This window comes from Pseudomonas sp. CBZ-4 (assembly GCF_000346755.1).
Classification (GTDB): Bacteria; Pseudomonadota; Gammaproteobacteria; order Pseudomonadales; family Pseudomonadaceae; genus Aquipseudomonas.
In genome coordinates this window covers 1-18,404 of record NZ_ANNV01000071.1, presented here as the reverse complement: position 1 = coordinate 18,404, position 18,404 = coordinate 1, and the positions used below count along the sequence as shown (strand labels likewise).

13 protein-coding genes, 1 tRNA gene and 2 pseudogenes are annotated in these 18,404 nt (G+C 60.2%); 4 read left to right on the top strand and 12 right to left on the bottom strand.

All coding sequences use genetic code 11. From position 1 onward, the window contains the following. Positions 1-71 precede the first annotated feature (71 nt). The 9 genes and pseudogenes from B348_RS0108615 to B348_RS0108580 form a co-directional block, all read right to left on the bottom strand. On the bottom strand, positions 72-1,025 hold the full coding sequence (locus B348_RS0108615) for a D-2-hydroxyacid dehydrogenase family protein (protein WP_017735725.1): 954 nt from the start codon (positions 1,023-1,025) through the stop codon (positions 72-74). Between the two features lie 25 nt (positions 1,026-1,050). Then, on the bottom strand, positions 1,051-2,052 hold the full coding sequence (locus B348_RS0108610; protein WP_026136664.1) for an alpha/beta fold hydrolase: 1,002 nt from the start codon (positions 2,050-2,052) through the stop codon (positions 1,051-1,053). A gap of 44 nt (positions 2,053-2,096) precedes the next feature. Next, entirely contained in the window at positions 2,097-2,540 is a 444-nt protein-coding gene (locus B348_RS0108605) for a YqaA family protein (protein WP_017735723.1), read from the bottom strand. Then, the gene (locus tag B348_RS0108600; protein ID WP_017735722.1) at positions 2,537-2,983 is read right to left on the bottom strand and encodes a DUF411 domain-containing protein; all 447 of its coding nucleotides are present in this window, start codon (positions 2,981-2,983) and stop codon (positions 2,537-2,539) included. Before B348_RS0108600 ends, B348_RS0108605 begins: the two co-directional genes overlap by 4 nt. Before the next feature lie 98 nt (positions 2,984-3,081). Continuing rightward, entirely contained in the window at positions 3,082-3,540 is a 459-nt protein-coding gene (locus tag B348_RS0108595) for an SRPBCC family protein (RefSeq protein WP_017735721.1), read from the bottom strand. 89 nt (positions 3,541-3,629) lie between these two features. Next, a pseudogene (locus B348_RS1000000132190) lies at positions 3,630-4,148 on the bottom strand (methyl-accepting chemotaxis protein); the annotation flags it as partial. A 342-nt stretch (positions 4,149-4,490) separates the two neighbouring features. Next, positions 4,491-5,624 (bottom strand): annotated as a pseudogene (locus tag B348_RS1000000132185) (cache and HAMP domain-containing protein); the annotation flags it as partial. A gap of 180 nt (positions 5,625-5,804) precedes the next feature. After that, complete coding sequence (locus B348_RS01000000129850; protein WP_256204223.1) at positions 5,805-7,238, bottom strand: M91 family zinc metallopeptidase; 1,434 nt, start codon at positions 7,236-7,238, stop codon at positions 5,805-5,807. Positions 7,239-7,723: 485 nt separating this feature from the next. Then, on the bottom strand, positions 7,724-8,719 hold the full coding sequence (locus B348_RS0108580; protein ID WP_017735718.1) for an aldo/keto reductase: 996 nt from the start codon (positions 8,717-8,719) through the stop codon (positions 7,724-7,726). 118 nt (positions 8,720-8,837) lie between these two features. Here B348_RS0108580 and B348_RS0108575 point away from each other — a divergent pair, with 118 nt between their 5' ends. After that, entirely contained in the window at positions 8,838-9,752 is a 915-nt protein-coding gene (locus B348_RS0108575) for a LysR family transcriptional regulator (RefSeq protein ID WP_026136663.1), read from the top strand. A 45-nt stretch (positions 9,753-9,797) separates the two neighbouring features. Here the strand turns inward: B348_RS0108575 and B348_RS0108570 are convergent, their stop codons facing one another. Then, on the bottom strand, positions 9,798-13,358 hold the full coding sequence (locus tag B348_RS0108570) for a membrane-targeted effector domain-containing toxin (RefSeq protein ID WP_157356488.1): 3,561 nt from the start codon (positions 13,356-13,358) through the stop codon (positions 9,798-9,800). Positions 13,359-13,676: 318 nt separating this feature from the next. Between B348_RS0108570 and B348_RS0108565 the strand changes: the two genes are divergently transcribed. Next, positions 13,677-13,871: a hypothetical protein gene (locus B348_RS0108565; RefSeq protein ID WP_017735715.1), complete on the top strand. Its 195-nt coding sequence runs from the start codon at positions 13,677-13,679 to the stop codon at positions 13,869-13,871. Between the two features lies 1 nt (position 13,872). Here B348_RS0108565 and B348_RS0108560 read toward each other — a convergent pair whose 3' ends face one another. Further along, a complete protein-coding gene (locus B348_RS0108560; protein ID WP_017735714.1) occupies positions 13,873-14,253 on the bottom strand; it encodes a fe2+ zn2+ uptake regulation protein in 381 nt (126 codons plus the stop codon). Between the two features lie 225 nt (positions 14,254-14,478). Between B348_RS0108560 and B348_RS0108555 the strand changes: the two genes are divergently transcribed. Continuing rightward, positions 14,479-16,767, top strand: a complete 2,289-nt coding sequence (locus tag B348_RS0108555) for an acylase (RefSeq protein WP_026136661.1) — start codon at positions 14,479-14,481, stop codon at positions 16,765-16,767. Between the two features lie 212 nt (positions 16,768-16,979). Then, a tRNA-Cys gene (locus B348_RS0108550) sits at positions 16,980-17,053 on the top strand. Positions 17,054-17,118: 65 nt separating this feature from the next. Here the strand turns inward: B348_RS0108550 and B348_RS1000000130470 are convergent. Then, on the bottom strand, positions 17,119-18,288 hold the full coding sequence (locus B348_RS1000000130470; RefSeq protein WP_017735712.1) for an acyltransferase: 1,170 nt from the start codon (positions 18,286-18,288) through the stop codon (positions 17,119-17,121). Between the last annotated feature and the right edge of the window lie 116 nt (positions 18,289-18,404).

Sequence of the window (18,404 nt, the reverse complement as noted above, 5' to 3'; positions counted from 1 at the left end):
TGGGAGCGCTGCGCACTCCAGCGGGAGCAAGCTCCCTCGCCACATAGGTGCATACGCCTCAAAATGGTGCGTCAGCCAAGCACGCGAATGGGCGCGCCGCTGGCCCAGGCCTGGATGTCTTCGATCATCTGCCCATAGAACTGCCGGTAGTTCTCTTCGCTCACATAGCCCACATGGGGCGTGGCCAGCACGTTGGGCAAGCGGCGGAACGGGTGATCCAGCGGCAGCGGTTCGTCGGCGAACACATCCAGTGCGGCGCCGGCCAGCCGGCCACTTTCCAGGGCGTGGATCAGCGCCTGTTCATCGACGATCGGCCCGCGTGCGGTGTTGACCAGGCGCGCGCCCGGTTTCATCCAGCCCAGCGCCTGCGCATCCACCAGGCCACGGCTGCGCTCGCTGAGTACCAGGTGCACGGTGAGGATGTCCGCCTGTTCGAACAGCTGTTGTTTGCTGACCCAGGTGACGCCGGCTTGCGCCGCGCGCTCGGGCGTGAGGTTTTCGCTCCAGGCAATCACGCGCATGCCGAATACCTGGGCAAATTGCGCGACTTTCTGGCCGATGCTGCCCAGTCCGAGAATCCCTAAGGTCTTGCCATGCAGGTCGCCGCCCAGCCCAACTTGCCAGCCGCCCGCGCGCAGCGAGTGGGCTTCGGCCAGCAGGTTGCGGGTGCTGGCCATGATCAGCGCCCAGGTCAATTCCGGTGCTGCGTGTTTATAGCTATCGGTGCCGCACACCTGGATGCCCAGGGCCTTGGCGGCAGGAATGTCGATGGCGGCGTTGCGCATGCCGCCGGTCACCAGCAGCTTGAGCCGGGGCAGGCCCTGCAGCAGGGCCTGGTCGAAGGTGGAGCGTTCGCGCATCACGCAAATCACGTCGAAGCCCTGCAAACGCTCGATCATCGTGGCGGTATCCGCCGGGTAGTCATGCAGAAAATGCACCTGGCCCACGCCTTCAAGCGACGACCAATCCACCACGTCACGGGCGACCTGCTGCCAATCATCAATAACTGCGATCTGTACCGACATTCACGTGTGCCTCGCAAAAGGTGGGTTAAAGGCTGTTCAAACCCTGCAACAGCGCTTTGTGAAACCGGGCGGGTTCTTCCATTTGCGGAGCATGGCCCAGGCCCTGGAATTCCACCAGGGTTGCATGGGGAATCAGCGTCGCCGCCTGCTTGCCCAGGACATCATAGTGACCCAGGCGGGACTTCACTGCTGGCGGCGCGATATCGCTGCCGATGGCGGTGGTGTCAGACGTACCGATCAGCAGCAGGGTAGGCATCTGCAAGTGCTTGAACTCGTAGACCACCGGCTGGGTGAAGATCATGTCGTATATCAGCGCCGAATTCCATGCGACCTGGGCGTGGCCGGGACCGCCGTTGAGGCCAGCGAGCATGTCCACCCAGCGTTCGTATTCAGGTTTCCAGCGACCGACGTAGTAGGTATTCAATTCGTACTGGCGAATGCTGTCGGCGCTGAGTTTCAGTTCGCGTTGGTACCACTGGTCAACGCTGCGATAGGGCACGCCCAGGGCTTTCCAGTCCTCCAGGCCGATGGGGTTGACGAGGCCAAGTTGTTCGGTCTGTGCCGGATAGAGCAGCGCGTAACGGGTAGCGAGCATGCCGCCGGTGGAGTGGCCGATGATCGTGGCCTTTTGAATGCCGAGCTTTTCCAGCAGTTGGTGGGTGTTGAGCGCCAGCTGCTGAAAGCTGTACTGGTAATGCTCGGGTTTGCTGGAGGTGCAGAAGCCGATCTGGTCAGGGGCAATGACGCGGTAACCGGCCTCGCTGAGGGCTTTGATCGAGTCTTCCCAGGTGGCGCCGCAGAAGTTCTTGCCGTGCATCAGCACCACGCTGCGACCGTTGGCGCGGCCTTTGGCGGGGACGTCCATGTAGCCCATCTGCAGATGTCTGCCTTGGGATTGGAAGGCGAAATGCTCCACGGGGTAAGGGTATTGAAAGCCTTCTAGCTCGGGGCCGTAGGACGCGGCGAACACTGGGGCAGTGCCCGCCGTCAGTAGGGTAGCGATGCAAAAAGCGCGCAAACAAGGCATTGGCAGGGCTCCGGAAAGGATGCCCGGATGCTGTTTGGAGACGATTAAGTGGGGATTAACACCCAGTGCAGCGTTACGGCGGCGAGCACGGCATAGCGCAGGCTCTTGGCAACGGTCACCAGCAAGAGAAAGCGCCACAACGGTTCGCGCATCACCCCGGCCACCAGGGTCAGCGGGTCGCCGATGATCGGCAGCCAACTGAGCAGCAAGGTCCAATGCCCCCAGCGCTGGTAATGGCGGCGCGCCTTGTCCAACTGCCGGTCGCTGACCGGAAACCAGCGCCGCCCCTTGAAGTGTTCGACCCAGCGCCCCAGCCACCAGTTGACCAGCGAACCGAGGACATTGCCCAGGGTGGCAACCCCCAGCAACAGCCACAGGCTGTAGTGCCCGCTGAGCAGCAGGCCCACCAGCACGGCTTCCGATTGCAACGGCAAAAGGGTCGCGGCGCCAAACGCCGCGAGGAACAGCCCCAGATAGCCGGCGATCATTGCGCCGGGTAGTCAGCCACCACCACATCTTTACCTTCACGGGTCAGGCCGATGACTTGATAGGCCTCGCTGCGGCCGTCCACCTCCATGCCCGGCGAACCCATCGGCATGCCTGGCGCGGCAAGGCCCAGCAAATCGTCGCGCTTGCGCAGGGCCAGCACTTGCTCGGCGGGCACGTGGCCTTCGACAAACTTGCCGTCGATCACGGCGGTATGGCACGAACCCAGGCGCGGGGCGACGCCGAGGCGTTGCTTGACGGCGCTCATGTCGGCTTCGACATGGTCATTGACCTTGAAGCCGTTGCTTTCCAGGTGGCTGATCCATTTTTTGCAGCAACCGCAATTGGCGTCGCGGTGCACGTCGATGGGAATCAGGTCGGCGGCCTGGGCCAGGGTGGAGGTGAACAGGGCGGATAGCAGGGCCAGGCGCAATGGGGTTTTCATGAGGGGCTCGCTCAGTGATGGTCGGTGGCGATCATGACGACGTCATCGCAGGCAAGCCAGCTCCCACGGTGGGGAGCTGTGGCGGTAATGTTTCTAAATTATACAAAGGGTGGGTTTTCCAGCCGGTGCTTGAGCTGGTCCAGGGCAATCGCCGACAGTTCGAGCATGCGCTCCTGCAAGGTGGCCAATTGCAATTCGGTTTCATAGATCAGCACGCGCTTGAACAGGGTGCCGTCGCGGTGGGGCTGCAAGAAGTAGTGAATCGAGCCGTCAACGGCCAGGGAGGTGAACACGGTCTTGAACTCGCTGGGGCGCCGGGCGATTTGCACGCGGTAGCTCATGGGCACGCGTACGCCCAGCAGGTCGATGTACTCGGTAAAGCGTGCGCCGACGGGGAGGGAACCGAGGGTGCCGGTGTCGGCACTGAGGGAGGTGGGGTGCCATTCGTGCCAGCGATCTGGCTGGGTGACGTAGTCGTAGACGGCCTCGATGGGGGCCTGGATAAAGCGTTCCTGACTGATCCGCTCCAAGCGGACCGACTGCTCGACAGCGCGCATTGCACACCTCCTGTGTGGCGTTCTTAGCACTGGGAACTGTCAGAATAGTCCGACTCCCGCGCTTTGCACGGGAGTACGCGAGCAATTGATCAACGGACTTTGAAGCGACTCATCAGGGCAATCACCCGGCCATTGGCGTCCAGCAGGCTTTGGGTATTGGTTTCGGTGGCGTGCCCGCTTTGCACCAATTCTTCGACCATATGGCGGATGTGCACCATGCTGCGGTTGATCTCCTCGGTGACCGCGCTTTGTTGCTCGGCCGCGGTGGCGATCTGTGTGCTGAGGTTGTTGATATGGCTGACCGAACCGGCCATTTCATCCAGGCCGGTATTGACCCGCGCCGTCGCATCGGCCGCCGACTGGCAACTGGCCTGGGTATTTTCCATGGCCGCCACCGACGTGCTCACCCCGCTGGTCAGGCGCGCGAGCATCTCGTTGATCTGCGAGGTGCTGGCCTGGGTGCGCGCCGCCAGTGCGCGCACTTCGTCCGCGACCACGGCAAAGCCCCGGCCCTGTTCGCCGGCCCGTGCCGCTTCGATGGCGGCGTTGAGCGCCAGCAGGTTGGTCTGGCCGGCAATCGCGCCGATCACGCCGAGGGTTTCGGTGATGCGGGCGGCGTCCTGGCGCATGTTTTCCACGCTGTGGGTGGCGCTGGACACTTCACCGATCAAGGCACTGACGCTGTTGGACGCTTCGCCCACCACCACCCGCGAACGGTCGGCGTGCTCGTTGGCGCGCTGGGTAAACGCCGCGGTTTCGGCGGCGTTCTGCGCGACGGTGTCGGCGGTGGAGCTCATTTCGGTGATGGCGGTGACGGTCTGGTCGGTCTCCGAGGCGTGGCGTACCAGGATCTGGTTGGTCTGCGCCGAGGTCTGTTGCAACTGCGCAAGGCCCGACGACATGGCGGCGGTGGCCTGGGTCACTTCGCCGATCATGTTTTGCAGGTAGACGATAAAGCGGTTCACCGAATGGCCGATGGCCCCCAGTTCGTCCTCGGCACGGATGGTGATGCGGCGCGTGAGGTCGGCGTCGCCGGCAGACAGCGCGTCGATGTTGCTCTTGAGCGACTTCATGCGCTGCACCAGTTGGCGGATCGCGTAGACCTGCAACAGCACCAGCAACAACACCATGGGAATTTGCAGCAGGGCCAGGCTGCCCAGCACGTCATTGCGCTGGGCGGTGATCAGCGACGTGGGCAGGGCGGTGGCGAGGAACCACGGCGTGCCTTCGATCGGGCGCATATAGAAGGTGTTGGCGACGCCGCCGTTGTCGAACTCGCTGCGCTGCAACCCCTGATTGCGCTGGGCCAGGGCTTTGCCGACCTGGGCGGCAAAGGCCGAGGTGCCGGTCAGTTCGCTGATGTTCTTCAATACCACCGGGCCGCTGATGCGTGAACTGTTGCTGATGATCTTGCCGTCAGCTTCGACGATGAGCATTTGCCCGCCGATGTCTTTTTCCTTGCTGGCCACCAGGTCATTGAAGAACCCCAGGGTCACGTCGATGGTCGCCACGCCATACGCGGCGCCGTCACGCTGGATGGCCATGGCGCAGTTGGTGCGCGGCTCCTGGCTGGCGTCGTCTTTATACGCGGCAGCCCAGGCGCATTGGCCGCGCGGCGAGGCGAGGCCGCCTTTGTACCAGCTCTGGTCGTAGTAGTTCGGCGCGGGGTCGCTGTTCCAGAAGGTGTTGACCGCCAGCTTGCCCGAGGCATCGCGGTGCCAGAACGTGCTGTGTTTGTTGCGCCCCGGGGTGCGCTGGTTGGGCAACGGCCAGATGCCGCCGCCGAAGACTTTCAGCTCGCCATACTGATCCACCAGGCCCGGCAGGACCTTGTCGATGGCATCGCTGTCGAGCAGGGGAACGGTTTGGGTGATGGTACGTTGCTGGGCCTGAACCTTGTTCAGTTCGCCCTGGATCTGTTCGGCCACTTCGCTGACGCGGTTGAGCACCACCTGTTCTTCGGTGTGCTGCAGCTTGGGCGCGACCAACTGGCCAATGCCGACGACGGTCAAGACAAATAACACCAGGACGAACAGCACCAGAAACAGGGTGTAGCGGGCTTGGATGGAGCGCAGTGCAGGCATGGAGGTCGTCCTTACGAAGCGTTTATTATTCACGCGGCTTTGTGGGAGCTTCGTAGGGCTATCGGCTTGGGTGTCAGGAGCTTTAGGTACGGTCGTGCAAGAAAGTCGAGGCGCCGTTTGCCGGCGCCTTCTGCTTATGATGGTGTCGTCGTGTGAGGGTAGCGGCGCTGACTTTTCGCGTTACTGGCCGTTACCCTGCCGGCTGGGGGTAAGCCGGTGGGCTTTGCGTAGTGGCTTGCCCATTTCTTCATTCAGCGCGTTTTCTGTTAAGTGTTTCGGGTTGACCGTCGTGGGCGGGGTAGAGGGGTCATCATCGAGGTCAAAAGGCGTTGCGCTGTTGGGTATGCCGATAACCTGGTACTCAAAGTTGTACGTCGAGTCTTCGCTGCCTGAGTCGTCCTTGACGGACGGATCGTCGGCTTTGCTGCTCCCGCCCAGGAAGGTGCCCTTTGCGCCATTCCAGGCGTGGGCCATTTCATGGTAGAGCCCCGTCATGGGGACTATCGTATTTCCGTTCTCTTCCTCGATGATCGACGGCGCATCGTAGCGAATGCGGCCGCGGTCAGCGCGAGACCCGGCTACGCCATCGGTGATTCGACCATAGGTCGACCCATCAATCTTTCCTTCACCCCCGGCTCTCAGAGCATCCAAGGCCTTACTGCCAAACACGTAATCGGTGCCGCCAAACCCGATGGGCTCAATGACGACCTTGCCGCCATTGGTGTCAGCGAGCGCATCCATCTCAGCGAGGACCTTCTGACCATTGGGCGAACTGCGCATGAACTCAAAATCATCGGCCACGCGTTGCTTGAAGTCTTCATCACCGGTTACCGTAAACCCCCGCTCGCCCGCGTTGCTGGTTGAAACGGGGGTAAATGACGAACCCACGTTACGGTTAAATTGATCGTTGATCTTGGCGTAAATGCGGTCATGAGCCTGATTTTTTCGTATCCGGTCCTGGCCTTTACCGGTATAAAATGTCGTGCGGTCATGCCCGACCAGATCATCATCACCGTTGCCACCGTGCAGGACACTATGCCCGTTGCCTGCGTAGAGTTGATCGTTGCCATTGCCCCCATCCAGGTAACTTTGCTTATGTTTGCCACCCGCGCCTGCATAAAGACGGTCGTTGCCATTGTTGCCATACATGACGCCGTTGCCGCTGCCGCCGATGAGGGTGTCATCACCTTCGTTGCCTTCTGCATACCCCAAGCCGCTGCCCAGGCGTAGCGTGTCGTTGCCAGCTTGACCGTACAGGCGGGATCGTCCGCCTCCCGCTTGAATATCATCGTCGCCGTCACCACCATCCACATCGACACGAAGCATCACATCCTGGTCGATCGTTACTTTGTCGCTGCCCCCCTTCGCATCGATCCATAGCCCCGGTTGCGGGCCTTTTTTTGACTCGGTGTCAACCTTGAATACGTTGCCGTTTACGGTGATCTGAATCTGCTTCCCTGGCCCGTTACTGACATGAATGACGTCGTCGTCATTACCGGTTTTCACCACGATTCGGTTCTTCAAAATCCACGGCTTTTGCCCAGGAACCCAGGAGAGTTCTTGGCTAATCTCGATATCGCCTTTGGTTTGCCGCACATGGTATTTAAAATTCACGACGCCAGGCGTCAGGTCTTTTGGTGTGTCGTAAGGTGAGGGCGGGGGAGGGTTCTCTGAACCAAGGGTGTGTCGGTGTTGTGATGCCGCTAAATATCCAAGGGCTGCGAGTATCATCATTAAACCTTTCTGTCGAACTTGGGAAAAGGTCTGGCAGCGCTATCGAATTCGCGCGTCAGGCTCGCGGATTCTGTGGGCGTAACGCGCAGAAGGTTCCCGCATGCCGCAAGATGCTTAACGCTGGATGTTGCGACGGGGTCTGTTGCACTTGGCCTGTCCTACGTGCAGAACATAGGGGCCATCAGCGAGAAAACCTTTCCGTACATCGGGATTTCTGTCGACTTGATCGTGGTGGTGATCAACTGCAGATCGCGGTGCCAGAACCTGCTGTGCTGGCTGCGCCCCAGGGTGCGCTGGTTGGGTGTCAGGAGCTTTAGGTACGTTCGTGCAAGAAAGTCGAGGCGCCGTTTGCCGGCGCCTGATGTTTATAGGTCCAGCATCGCCATGACCGCTTCGGGGTAACGCAGGCCGACGGTTGCCTGCGCCGGGAAGATCGCTTCCAGCGCGGCCAATTCGCCAGGAGCGAGGGTGATCGACAGTGCCTTCACGTTTTCTTCCAGGTATTTGCGCTGCTTGGTCCCGGGGATCGGGATGATGAAATCGCCCTGGGCCAACACCCACGCCAGCGCCAGTTGCCCGGCGGATACACCTTTGTCGGCCGCCAGCGCCTGCACCTGGTTCACCAGCAGCAAGTTTTTCGCAAAGTTTTCGCCCTGGAAGCGCGGGCTGAAACGGCGGTAGTCGTCCGCCGCGAAATCCTCCGGGCTGTTCAATGCGCCGGTGAGGAAACCCCGGCCCAGCGGGCTGTACGGCACAAAGGCAACGCCGAGGCGCTGGCACGCCGCGAGGCAGCCGTTGTCTTCCTGGTCGCGGCTCCATAGGGAATATTCGCTTTGCAGGGCGGCGATGGGATGGACCTTGTGTGCCCGCTCCAGGGTGGCCGCAGAAGCTTCACTCAGGCCCAGGTAACGCACCTTGCCCTGGGTGACCAGTTCGGCCATGGCGCCGACGGTTTCTTCGATGGCCACCTCGGGGTCGATGCGGTGTTGGTAGTAGAGGTCGAGAGTGTCCACGCCGAGGCGGCGCAAGGTGCCGTCGATGGCCGCGCGGATGTACTCCGGGCGCCCGTTGACGCCGCGCAGCGCCGGGTTGGCCGGGTCGCGCACAATGCCGAACTTGCTCGCCAGGAACACCTGGTCACGCTTGCCGGCGATGGCCTGGCCGATCAGGCTTTCGTTGGTGTGTGGGCCGTAGATGTCGGCGGTATCGAGAAAGTTGACCCCCAGCTCCAGGGCGCGGTGCAGGGTCGCGATGGCCTCCTGGGTGTTGGTGCCGGTGGTGTAGAAATCGGTCATGCGCATGCAGCCGAGGCCGATGGCGCAGACTTGGGGGCCGTTGTTGCCGAGTTGACGGGTGTGCATGGGTGCAGCTCCTGGGTGGGGTAGGAGGCTATTGTTAGCCTCGACAAAACCTGGATAAACCGGCTAAAACCACTATCACTATTCGCATTTTCTAAATAATCGACAGGGAAGGCTGCCTTTGGACCGTTTTAATGCGATGCGCGTGTTTACCCGGATCGTCGAATTGGGCGGCTTCGCCAAGGCCGCCGACAGCCTGCAACTGCCGCGCGCGTCGGTGACGGTGCTGATCAAGCAGTTGGAAGCGCACCTGGGGGTGCAGCTGTTGCAGCGCACCACGCGCCAGGTCAGCCCGACATTGGATGGCGCCGCGTACTACCAGCGCTGCGTGCGTTTGCTGTCAGACCTTGAGGAAGCCGAGGCGGTATTTTCCACCAGCCGTCAGAACCCACGTGGCACCTTGAGCGTGGATATGCCCTCGGGCATCGGGCGCTGCATCGTGATACCGGCGTTGCCGCACTTTACTGCGCGTTACCCGCAGATCGAGCTGGAAATCGGCCTCAATGACCGCCCGGTGGATTTGATCCGCGAGGGCGTGGACTGCGTGTTGCGCGGTGGCCTGGCGCTGGATGAGTCGCTGGTGGCGCGGCCCCTGGCAATGATGGAGCAGGTGACCCTGGCCAGCCCCGGTTACGTTGAGCGCATGGGCATGCCCGCGTCCCTTGACGAATTGCTGGCGCGGCACCAGATGGTCGAGTACATCTCCAGTGCCAGCGGCAAACGTTTTGGCCTGGAGTTCCAGCTAGGCGCTGAACTGCGTGTGATCAACCTGCCCAAGCGGGTCGCGGTCAACAGTGCCGATGGCTATTTCGCGGCGTGTGCGGCGGGGTACGGTTTGATCCAGGCGCCGTATTACCACGCCATGCGGCCATTGGCCGAGGGCACGCTGGTGCAGGTGCTGCCGCAATTGGCGGTGCCATCCATGGCGCTGACGGCGTTGTATCCACCGCATCGCCAGTTGTCCCTGCGGGTGCGGTTGTTTGTGGACTGGCTGGTGGAGTTATGCGCGTCTCCAGGCCTGGGGTTGAAGCGGTAACGCAAGATTGCGACGTTTGGCTTGAGCGCCTGTGTGAAGCGAGGGCTACGGGTCTTCGCGGGTAAATATCTGCAGGTCTCCGGTCAGATCATTGTGGCCGGTCACGGTATCCATTGGCCCCGGTTTGGGGTCCATGGATTTTGTGCCATAGGGCACGCGCAATCCTGCCCGTTCGAAGATGCCAATACCGATCCCTCCGGTTGATTCGGCCAGCCCGGTGACACCTTGCGTCGTATTGGTGTGTTGGCTACCGACCAAGGCGATCACCTTGCCCTTGTGTTTATGCTGCTCGAGCTCGCGCGTAGCGTAGTAGTTGAACTCCTTGAGCCGTTCGAGGTTGCGCTGCGCCTGGCTTTGCCCGGTATAAGCGGCGCGATCGTGCCGGTGGCGGGTCAAATACCAATGGTCCAGTGGTACGGCCTCAATGCCGTTGTCCTTGAGTTTCTGGAGCAGTTTGTTCAAGTCGATATCAGCAGCTGCCGGTCGATTGCCGTTGCCCGTCCAGCCCATTCCATCGTCCTTGAGCCGTTTATGGTTGTCATAGACCATGCCTTCAATGCCGATGACCTTGACGTTTTTGCGCTTGAGCACATCGACGTTATCGTACAGCGTGCGAAACGAGGCCAGGCTGCGATGGTTCTCGCCAAAAATCACCACATCTGCCCGGTCCAAGGCCTTTTCGATCACCGCGGGCACGGCATCGAAGGGCCCAACTTCCGGTAGCTCCGGGCGATTCGTCGGGTTCATCGGGTCCATCTTTTCATAGAACGCGTTCATGTCTTTCTCGAACCGCTCTTTTGTCGCCTGTTTCCGGCTGGGGGTGAAGTGGGCTTCGGTGGGGGCACCTTTGATGTGCTTGACGTATTCGCCGTTGACAGTGTCCAGGTGATCCGTTTTGACGATGTTTGCCGCCGTGTTTGTGTTTACGTGGGTTTGTCGCAACGGTTGACCGGGCCGCGCGTAGGGATGCGCGCGGGCATTGTGCTGAACCTTGACCGGCCCCTGTGGGGGGTACGGCGGCATCAGCGTATGTTCCGGGTTGAAGTCCGCGAGGGGCGTGCCGTAGGGCGCTTGGGTATGGGCGTCGTAGGCATACCAATGGCCATCGCGCATGACCGCACTGCCTTCGACACTGTGGCTGCCCACTTTGAAAGTCCCTGTCGCCGCCGAGTCAAACCGTTTGCTTGCTTCAGCCAAGTCACTGGCCGTGGCGATTCCCCGTAGTTTTTGCACGGACGCGCCCAGTGCGCTGGAGCCTTTGACGGCGAGTTTGCCTGCGCCCACCAGCAGGTCACCGGTACCGTCCAGTGGGTTGAATGCGCCGATTGCCGCCGCGCCGATGATCCGGCTGCCGTGTAGCATTTTGGTGAGGGCGGAACCGGCCTTGCCGACGGTTTTTACGACTTTTGCCGCAGCACCCACGCCTGCGGTCACCAGACCAAAGATGTCCAGCGCCAGGTCTGTTGCGGCGTCTTTATACTTGCCATCACGCCAGTTGACGATGGCCGAACGCAGGGGGATCAGGTCGAGCAAAAACTCGCCCACTGACGCAAGCGTGTCAGCCCGCTGCTCCGCCGTCGTCCTGCCCGCGGCCAGGCGTTTGACGGCGGCGCCGTCGATCTCCAGCCCTTTGACCACGGTCGTCGCCACTTGCTGGATGCGTGGGTTGTCGAACACGTTGGGCCGACGATAAAACGTTCTGTTCTCCTTGAGCGCGTGGCTGTTGTCGTCGGGGAAAAACGCGTCGAACTTGATGATCTCGTTCGGGGCATCCTGGGGCTGACGGTCCGTCGGACGAGTGGACACCCCACGGGCAGTGCCTCGCACGGTGTCGAAGGCATAAGCGTATTTCTTTCCTTCGTACTCGGCTTGCACCAGGATCGTCTTGCTCGAATGGAACAGGCTGTCCGGGACGAACGGAAAGGCGGACCGCCTGTAAGTGTTTTCCTTGAAGAACTTGAGCTCACCGTAGTTGAGTCGGTGTCTGTCTTCGGCAGGCAAATGGGTGATGGCGTTCATCACCAGATTTTGCTTGATGTCCTTGTAGTGTCGCGTGACCTGGGTGAATGCCTCGTCGAATGCGCGAGGCACATTGAACTCAGCGCTGCGGGTCAGCGCAGCAAAGGCTTTGAGGTCGATTTTGCTGCCTGGCATGACGTGCCAGTCTTCGTCGAGTTTCAGCCCTTGCATGGTGATGTCCAGCATCGAGTAAGGGTCGCTGAAGCGGTTGCCTTTGGTCTCAGGCCCATAGTTGATGCGTAAGCCTTTGTGCTCGAAATCAACGCCCTCACCGAAGTGCTTTTTCAACAAGGCCAAGGCCATTGCCTTTCGATCCGGCATGGGTTTTTCGAGCAGCTCCGACGCCGCCTTCAACGCACTTTGCTGCTTGTTGAACGCGTTACGGGCGGTCTCGATCTGCTGGTCGGGGTAAAACCCATCGGCGCGTTTGTCCAGAACCTGATTGGCAATGGCCCAGTCGATCAGGACACCTTTTTGTGCCGACCCGCTGGCCGGCGGTTTGCCGTCTGCCAGTTGCATGACCTGTGCAAAACTCATCATGGCGGCCTTGCCAGGCTCCTCGGCCTCGATCCTGGCGACTGCCAGGCACAGATTCGCCCACGCGGTGGTCCCGACATCGACTCCGGCGGGTATATCTTTGAGCAGAAACTGTGGCGCAACCCGCGCCAGCAGCAGGTGGGCGGCCAGTTCGGCGGTTTCCTTGGATGTCCTGCCACGGGCAATCAGATGGCTCGCCAGGGCGCTGACGACTGCGGAGGGTGGCTTGCCCCAGTAGGCATCGCTGGCCAGATCAAAACCGGCGACATGGTTGCGGATAGGTTGCTCAATGGTGTCGGGGTCGAGCCCCAGGTGGATCGCCGTCAACACGTAGTCGTTGACGCTGCTGCTGGTGGCGATGCCCTTGACCTTGCGCTGGATCGCCGCCCCCAGCGCCTGCGCCTGGGGCGAGTCGAGGAGTTTTTCCAGGGCGTTGATCGGGTCCTGCAAGTCGGAGGCCGACAGCTTGAGCGCGCCGACCAGGTAGTCCAGCGCGCCCCACTGGGGCTTTTCCAGGGGCAAGCCTTCCAGGCCGGCGCTGTTGCACGCCACGACATTGAATACCTCGCGTTGGTCGTCAACGCTCAGGGGGACGGGCCATGACAAGGCCCCGGCGAAATTCCCCAGCGGGTGGCTGATTGCGTCCTCCGCCACAGTCTCGGCCAGCTCTTTCAGGTCGGCGACGGTAAGTGGCACTGTGAAATCCCGGTCCTTGATGAACGCTTCAAGACTGGCGGTCTGTTGCAGAAACCTCTGGTCACGCTGGAATGACGAGGTGGGGTCGACAGGCATTCGATTTTCTTGCAGCGCCGTGCTCACGGCGGATGGTTCTGCGTTCTCGGGCAGTGCCGCAACGGTGGTCGCGAGCACCTTTGCCAAGGTCTGCAGGTCGCGATGGTCGGCCAAGGCGGTGTTCAGCGCCTGGCGGGTATCGGGTTCCGACGTTTCTGCGGTGGACGCAGGCTCCGTGTTTTTTTGCAGCGCTTCTGTCAGGAGCGGCGCTGGAGGTAGGTGGGGAAGGGGCGGTTGGTGGCTGAGAGGCGTTGTCATTATTCATCTCACTGAAGTGCACCTGGCGCGTAGGAAAAACAACGCTGGAGCGTTGTGCGCTCAGTTTGGGTGCAGGAATCAGTGTCAGTGGTTCCTTCCCGAAGCGTGAGAAACCAAGTCGGTATCCCGATGTGGGATGACCGGAGCCATGATGGCAAGTCGTCAACCACCAGAGGCATTCAGGCTTCAGACAAGCCAAAGCGTGTCATCGCCTGTAACATGAGACGCTGCCGAACCCGGCTCATCCCCCCCAATGGGCATGCGCGCGGCCTGTTTGGCGATACACAGTGGCTACATTCTCAAGATTCAGGAACCGTCATGACTCAAAAGCAACGTTTGAAATATTCGATTCTGATCGCCCTCACGGTACTGGCGACGATGTTTGGCCTGTCGTACCTGCAGAACATCGGGGCCATCAGCGAGAAAACCTTCCAGTACATCGCGATTTCCGTCGCCGTGATCGTGGTGGTGATCAACGGCATCATGCGTCGCAAGGTCAAGCCCAACCTCTGAGTCAGGCGCGGCCTTCGAGTACTTTGGCAGCCTCCGCATGGAGGCTGTAGCTTTTATCGGCATTGAGGGTGATCACGCCCTCGCTGCACAGGCGCTTGAGCACTTCACGCACGCTGAGAAACGACAACGGAATGCCCAGCTCCAGCAAATGGCTGTGCACGCCGCGTACCCCGAGGGTGCGCTGGTTGTCGGCAGCGGTGAGCAGGGCGTCGATGACCTTCAGCCGGATCAGGCTGGTGCGCAGGCCAAAATACTTGAGCAAATGGCGAATCCGTTGGTTGCCTTGCTGTTCCGGCGCCTTGCCAAAGGCGTGGCCGCCGTTGCCAAACGCGGCCTCGGCGGCGGGTGAATGTCCATCCGTGGGCAGTTGCGAGTTGTACATGCAATAAAACTCCTTATCAGAGCCTGATCAGGAAAATGAGCGCTCTTAGTTAATAAGACGAACGAGCAGCCGAAATCATGAAGTTTTAGATGTGTAAATTTCGTCAGTATCGGTTTTGTCACGGCGATAACGCCTTTGCCTGCCTAAATTGTTCCCGGTCAATTGCGTCCTTACGGTGGGGTAGCTACCCCTTGCGAGGGTGTTCAATTTGACTGTGGAGTCGGCGTGATTATTTCCAACGGGTTGTCCAGGGTATGTGTGGCGGGTGTGTTGCTGGGGTTGAGCCTGGGCGCATCGGCACGGGAGCCGGTAACGCTGGCGTCGGCGCAGATCCAGCGCACCGGATTTGGCGTGCCCCATATCCGCGCCAACGATGAGCGTGGCCTGGGCTACGGCATCGGCTATGCGTATGCCCAGGACAATATGTGCCTGCTGGCCAACGAAGTGGTGACGGTGAGTGGCGAGCGTTCACGCTTCTTTGGCCCCGAGCAGGCCACGCTGGAAGAGCGCAACAACCTGGCCAGTGACGTGTTTTTCACCTGGTTGAATACGCCCCAGGCGGTCGCGACCTTCTGGAACGCGCAAACGCCGCAGATCCAGCAGCGCGTGGAAGGCTACGTGGCGGGTTTCAACCGTTATCTGAAAGACCACGGCACGCCGGCACAGTGCCAAGGGGCGTGGGTGCGGTCGATCACGCCCGGGGACGTGGTCAAGCTGACGCGCCGCTTGCTCGTCGAAGGCGGTGTAGGTCAATTCGCCGAAGCGCTGGCGGGTGCAACGCCGCCCGGCGTTACTGCTGGTGTACAGGCCAGCGCCCGGCGCTTCGAGGTGGCAGCGGCCAATCAACAGCGCTTTGCCCTGGACCGTGGCAGCAACGCGGTGGCGGTAGGGCGTGACCGCTCGTTCAACGGCCGTGGCATGTTGTTGGCCAACCCGCATTTCCCGTGGGTCGGTGGCATGCGCTTTTATGAGATGCACCTGACCATTCCCGGCCAGTTGGATGTGATGGGTGCGGCACTGCCGGGCTTGCCGGTGATCAACATCGGCTTCAACCAACATGTGGCCTGGACCCATACGGTCGATACGTCCAAGCATTTCACCTTGTATCGCCTGACCCTGGACCCCAAGGATTCCACGCGCTACCTGCTGGACGGCAAATCCCTCCCGCTGGACAAAACCACGGTAACCGTCCAGGCCAAACAGCCCGACGGCAGCCTCAAGGCCGTGTCCCAGACGCTCTACAGCTCCCAATTCGGCCCAGTGGTGCAATGGCCCGGCAAACTGGACTGGGACAATCACTACGCCTTCAGCCTGCGTGACGCCAACCTCGGCAACGACCGCGTGTTGCAGCAGTGGTACGCCATGAACCGCGCCGCCAGCCTCAAGGAACTGCAAACCTCGGTGCATGCCCTGCAAGGCATCCCATGGGTCAACACCCTGGCCGCCGACGACCAGGGCCAGAGCCTGTACATGAACCTGTCGGTGGTGCCGAACGTCAGCCAGGCCAAGCTCGCGCAATGCAGCGACCCGCGCGCCGGGCTGCAACTGATCGTGCTCGACGGCGCCCACAGCGCCTGCGCCTGGGACATCGACCCGCGCACGGCCCAGGCCGGCATCTTCGCCGCCGACCAGCTGCCGCAGCTGGAACGCAGCGACTATGTGCAGCATTCCAACGACTCGGCGTGGCTGGCCAACCCCAAGGCGCCGCTGACCGGTTTCTCGCCGGTGATCAGCCAGGACCACATCGGCCTGGGCCCCCGTGCACGCTTCGCCGTGCAACGCCTGCAATCCCTGGAAAGCAAGCCGATCAGCGTCACCGACCTGCAACATATGGTGATGGACAACGAGGTGTACCTCGCAGGGCTCGTCATGCCAGACCTGCTGACGTTCTGCGCCAAACACCTGGGCGCCGACGCGGCGGCGCTGCAACCGCTGTGCACCAGCCTGAAAACCTGGGACCAACGCGCCAACCTCGACAGCGGCCTGGGCCTGGTGCACTTCATCAACCTGATGGAGCACCTGCAGCAGATTCCCGACGCCTGGCGCGTGGCCTTCGACCCGGCGCAACCGCTGACCACGCCACGCGGCCTGGCTATCGACCGTGAACCAGTCGCCACGGCCCTGCGCGAGGCGATGCTTGCTTCGGTGGCGGATGTCAATAAGTTGGGCCTGACCGCCAACAGCCGTTGGGGCGATATCCAGGTCAGCGGCCAAACCCCGATCCACGGCGGCCCGCAGGCCCTGGGCATCTACAACGCCATGCAAACCGTCCCGCGCGCCGACGGCAAACGCGAAGTGGTCAGCGGCAGCAGCTACCTGCAAATCGTTACCTTCGACGACAACGGCCCCCAGGCCCAAGGCTTGCTGGCGTTCTCCCTGTCCAGCGACCCAGCTTCCAAACATGCCAAGGACCAGACCCAGGCCTTCTCCGAGAAAAAACTCAGCCCGCTGCCGTTCACCGACGCCCAGATCAAGGCCGACCCGCAATACCAGCAGCTACGGATCAAGGAGTAGGGCAGGTGCGCAACCCCTTGAAAGCGCTGCGAAATATTTTTGAAATCAAGGGGTTGCACGCTTTGGCAAATACGTACATAATGGCGCCCATCGAACGCAACGAAGCATTAAAAACTTCATTGTATTCAATGAGTTAGAGTAGAGGCAGGCTTCATTAGCCCACTCAAGTTTGCATGCGGTGAGTGCCAGTGATTAGGGCATTGATCGTTTGAGGCCGAGTAGCAAAATGGTTATGCAGTGGATTGCAAATCCACCTACGCCGGTTCGATTCCGACCTCGGCCTCCACTCTTGAAAACCCCGTAGATTAACGTCTACGGGGTTTTTTATTGTCTGCGATTTGATGGGTATGTTTACACCGCAACTTCAGCCTCTGTGGGCGCTCGCATAATGCGTTTTGTGTAAGCGGTTTTTATAATTTTTGAAACTGTCTTTTCAATCAGGAAGTACGAGGCGATAGACAGCAACACCAGCATCACGACGAAGATGGAAAAATTAACAGTGCTGGACTCAGAAATGTACTGGGAAGGGATTCTCTGAAAAGCAAGATGGGCCGGTGCTTGCAGGATGTAAAGCGAGTAGCTGGACTCCCCGAGTATTACGAGTGCCGGCATACATGCTATTTTTTTAAGCAGGTTATTTGCGATTGCACATAAATAGATCGCAGGCGTGAATAGAATCGCGGTGAAGCTGCTCGCATACGCTAAATGCTCGCCTATTGCAGCGTCTATGTTGGGGCCGTAGTCAATGACTTTGCCAATGATGGCGAATAGCAAAAGGCTGAGAAGAAGTGCAGTCTTTTCACCGATTACCTGGCGCCATACGCCGGCCTTGAAAAAGAGCCCAGCGGTAAAGCCCAGGACGAAACTGCACAGGTGTGAAGGCGGGAAATAGTTAATCAAGGCGTGCGAGAGGGTGCCGGCGCCTTCATGGTGGCTGGTACGACTGTAGTAGCTGAGTATGACCTGGCTGGCAATCCAGAGAAGTACGGCGCAGGCAAGCCATAAGCCGAGACTCGATTTTTTCTTGGCGCTGCTTAGAAAAAGCAGCAGTGGGCAAATGGCGTAAAAAAACATTTCTACTGAAACGGACCATCCCGGGTAATCCAAGGTGGTGGCTTTAGTCGGGAACCACGATTGGATAAGGGTGGCAGACAACAAGAATGTCCCGTTGAAAGAGCTTCTTGTCATTACCATGAAAGCCAACAGAGCGATTAAATAGATTGGCAGGATTCTTGCCACTCTGTTCACATAAAACTGTGAGGCGGAGATAGTCTTTTTTGTATTGGATATAGCCAGCACAAAGCCGGACAGGACAAAAAAGAAAGTGACCATGATCGGCCCGCAATTCAGTATGGTTGGCAAGTTCGTATAGAAGAAAGTGTCTGATCCGTAATGGAATATAACCACCACGAGCGCTGCAATAAAACGCAAGAATGTAAGTGACTCAAGTCTTTCTACGGTGGTTGCATTTTTTCCTGACGCGTCAATGGTGTTGCCGACCTGTTTTCTTTGTTCCGGCACGGTTCCTTTGCCTCTCGAATGTATCGTAAATGTACGACTTTATTCGCGCGAGGATACCACGACAATTATGTGCCAGGGCTTACTCGTGCCGTCAGTGGGACTGCCGGGGGGGGGGG

What these genes read in the sequence shown, in the direction of transcription:
- B348_RS0108600 (WP_017735722.1), bottom strand. Translation starts at nt 2,983, where the DNA reads ATGAAAACCCCATTGCGCCTGGCCCTGCTATCCGCCCTGTTCACCTCC.
- B348_RS0108595 (WP_017735721.1), bottom strand. Translation starts at nt 3,540, where the DNA reads ATGCGCGCTGTCGAGCAGTCGGTCCGCTTGGAGCGGATCAGTCAGGAA.
- B348_RS0108560 (WP_017735714.1), bottom strand. Translation starts at nt 14,253, where the DNA reads ATGTACAACTCGCAACTGCCCACGGATGGACATTCACCCGCCGCCGAG.
- B348_RS0108570 (WP_157356488.1), bottom strand. Translation starts at nt 13,358, where the DNA reads ATGACAACGCCTCTCAGCCACCAACCGCCCCTTCCCCACCTACCTCCA.
- B348_RS0108605 (WP_017735723.1), bottom strand. Translation starts at nt 2,540, where the DNA reads ATGATCGCCGGCTATCTGGGGCTGTTCCTCGCGGCGTTTGGCGCCGCG.
- B348_RS0108610 (WP_026136664.1), bottom strand. Translation starts at nt 2,052, where the DNA reads ATGCCTTGTTTGCGCGCTTTTTGCATCGCTACCCTACTGACGGCGGGC.
- B348_RS0108615 (WP_017735725.1), bottom strand. Translation starts at nt 1,025, where the DNA reads ATGTCGGTACAGATCGCAGTTATTGATGATTGGCAGCAGGTCGCCCGT.
- B348_RS0108580 (WP_017735718.1), bottom strand. Translation starts at nt 8,719, where the DNA reads ATGCACACCCGTCAACTCGGCAACAACGGCCCCCAAGTCTGCGCCATC.
- B348_RS0108565 (WP_017735715.1), top strand. Translation starts at nt 13,677, where the DNA reads ATGACTCAAAAGCAACGTTTGAAATATTCGATTCTGATCGCCCTCACG.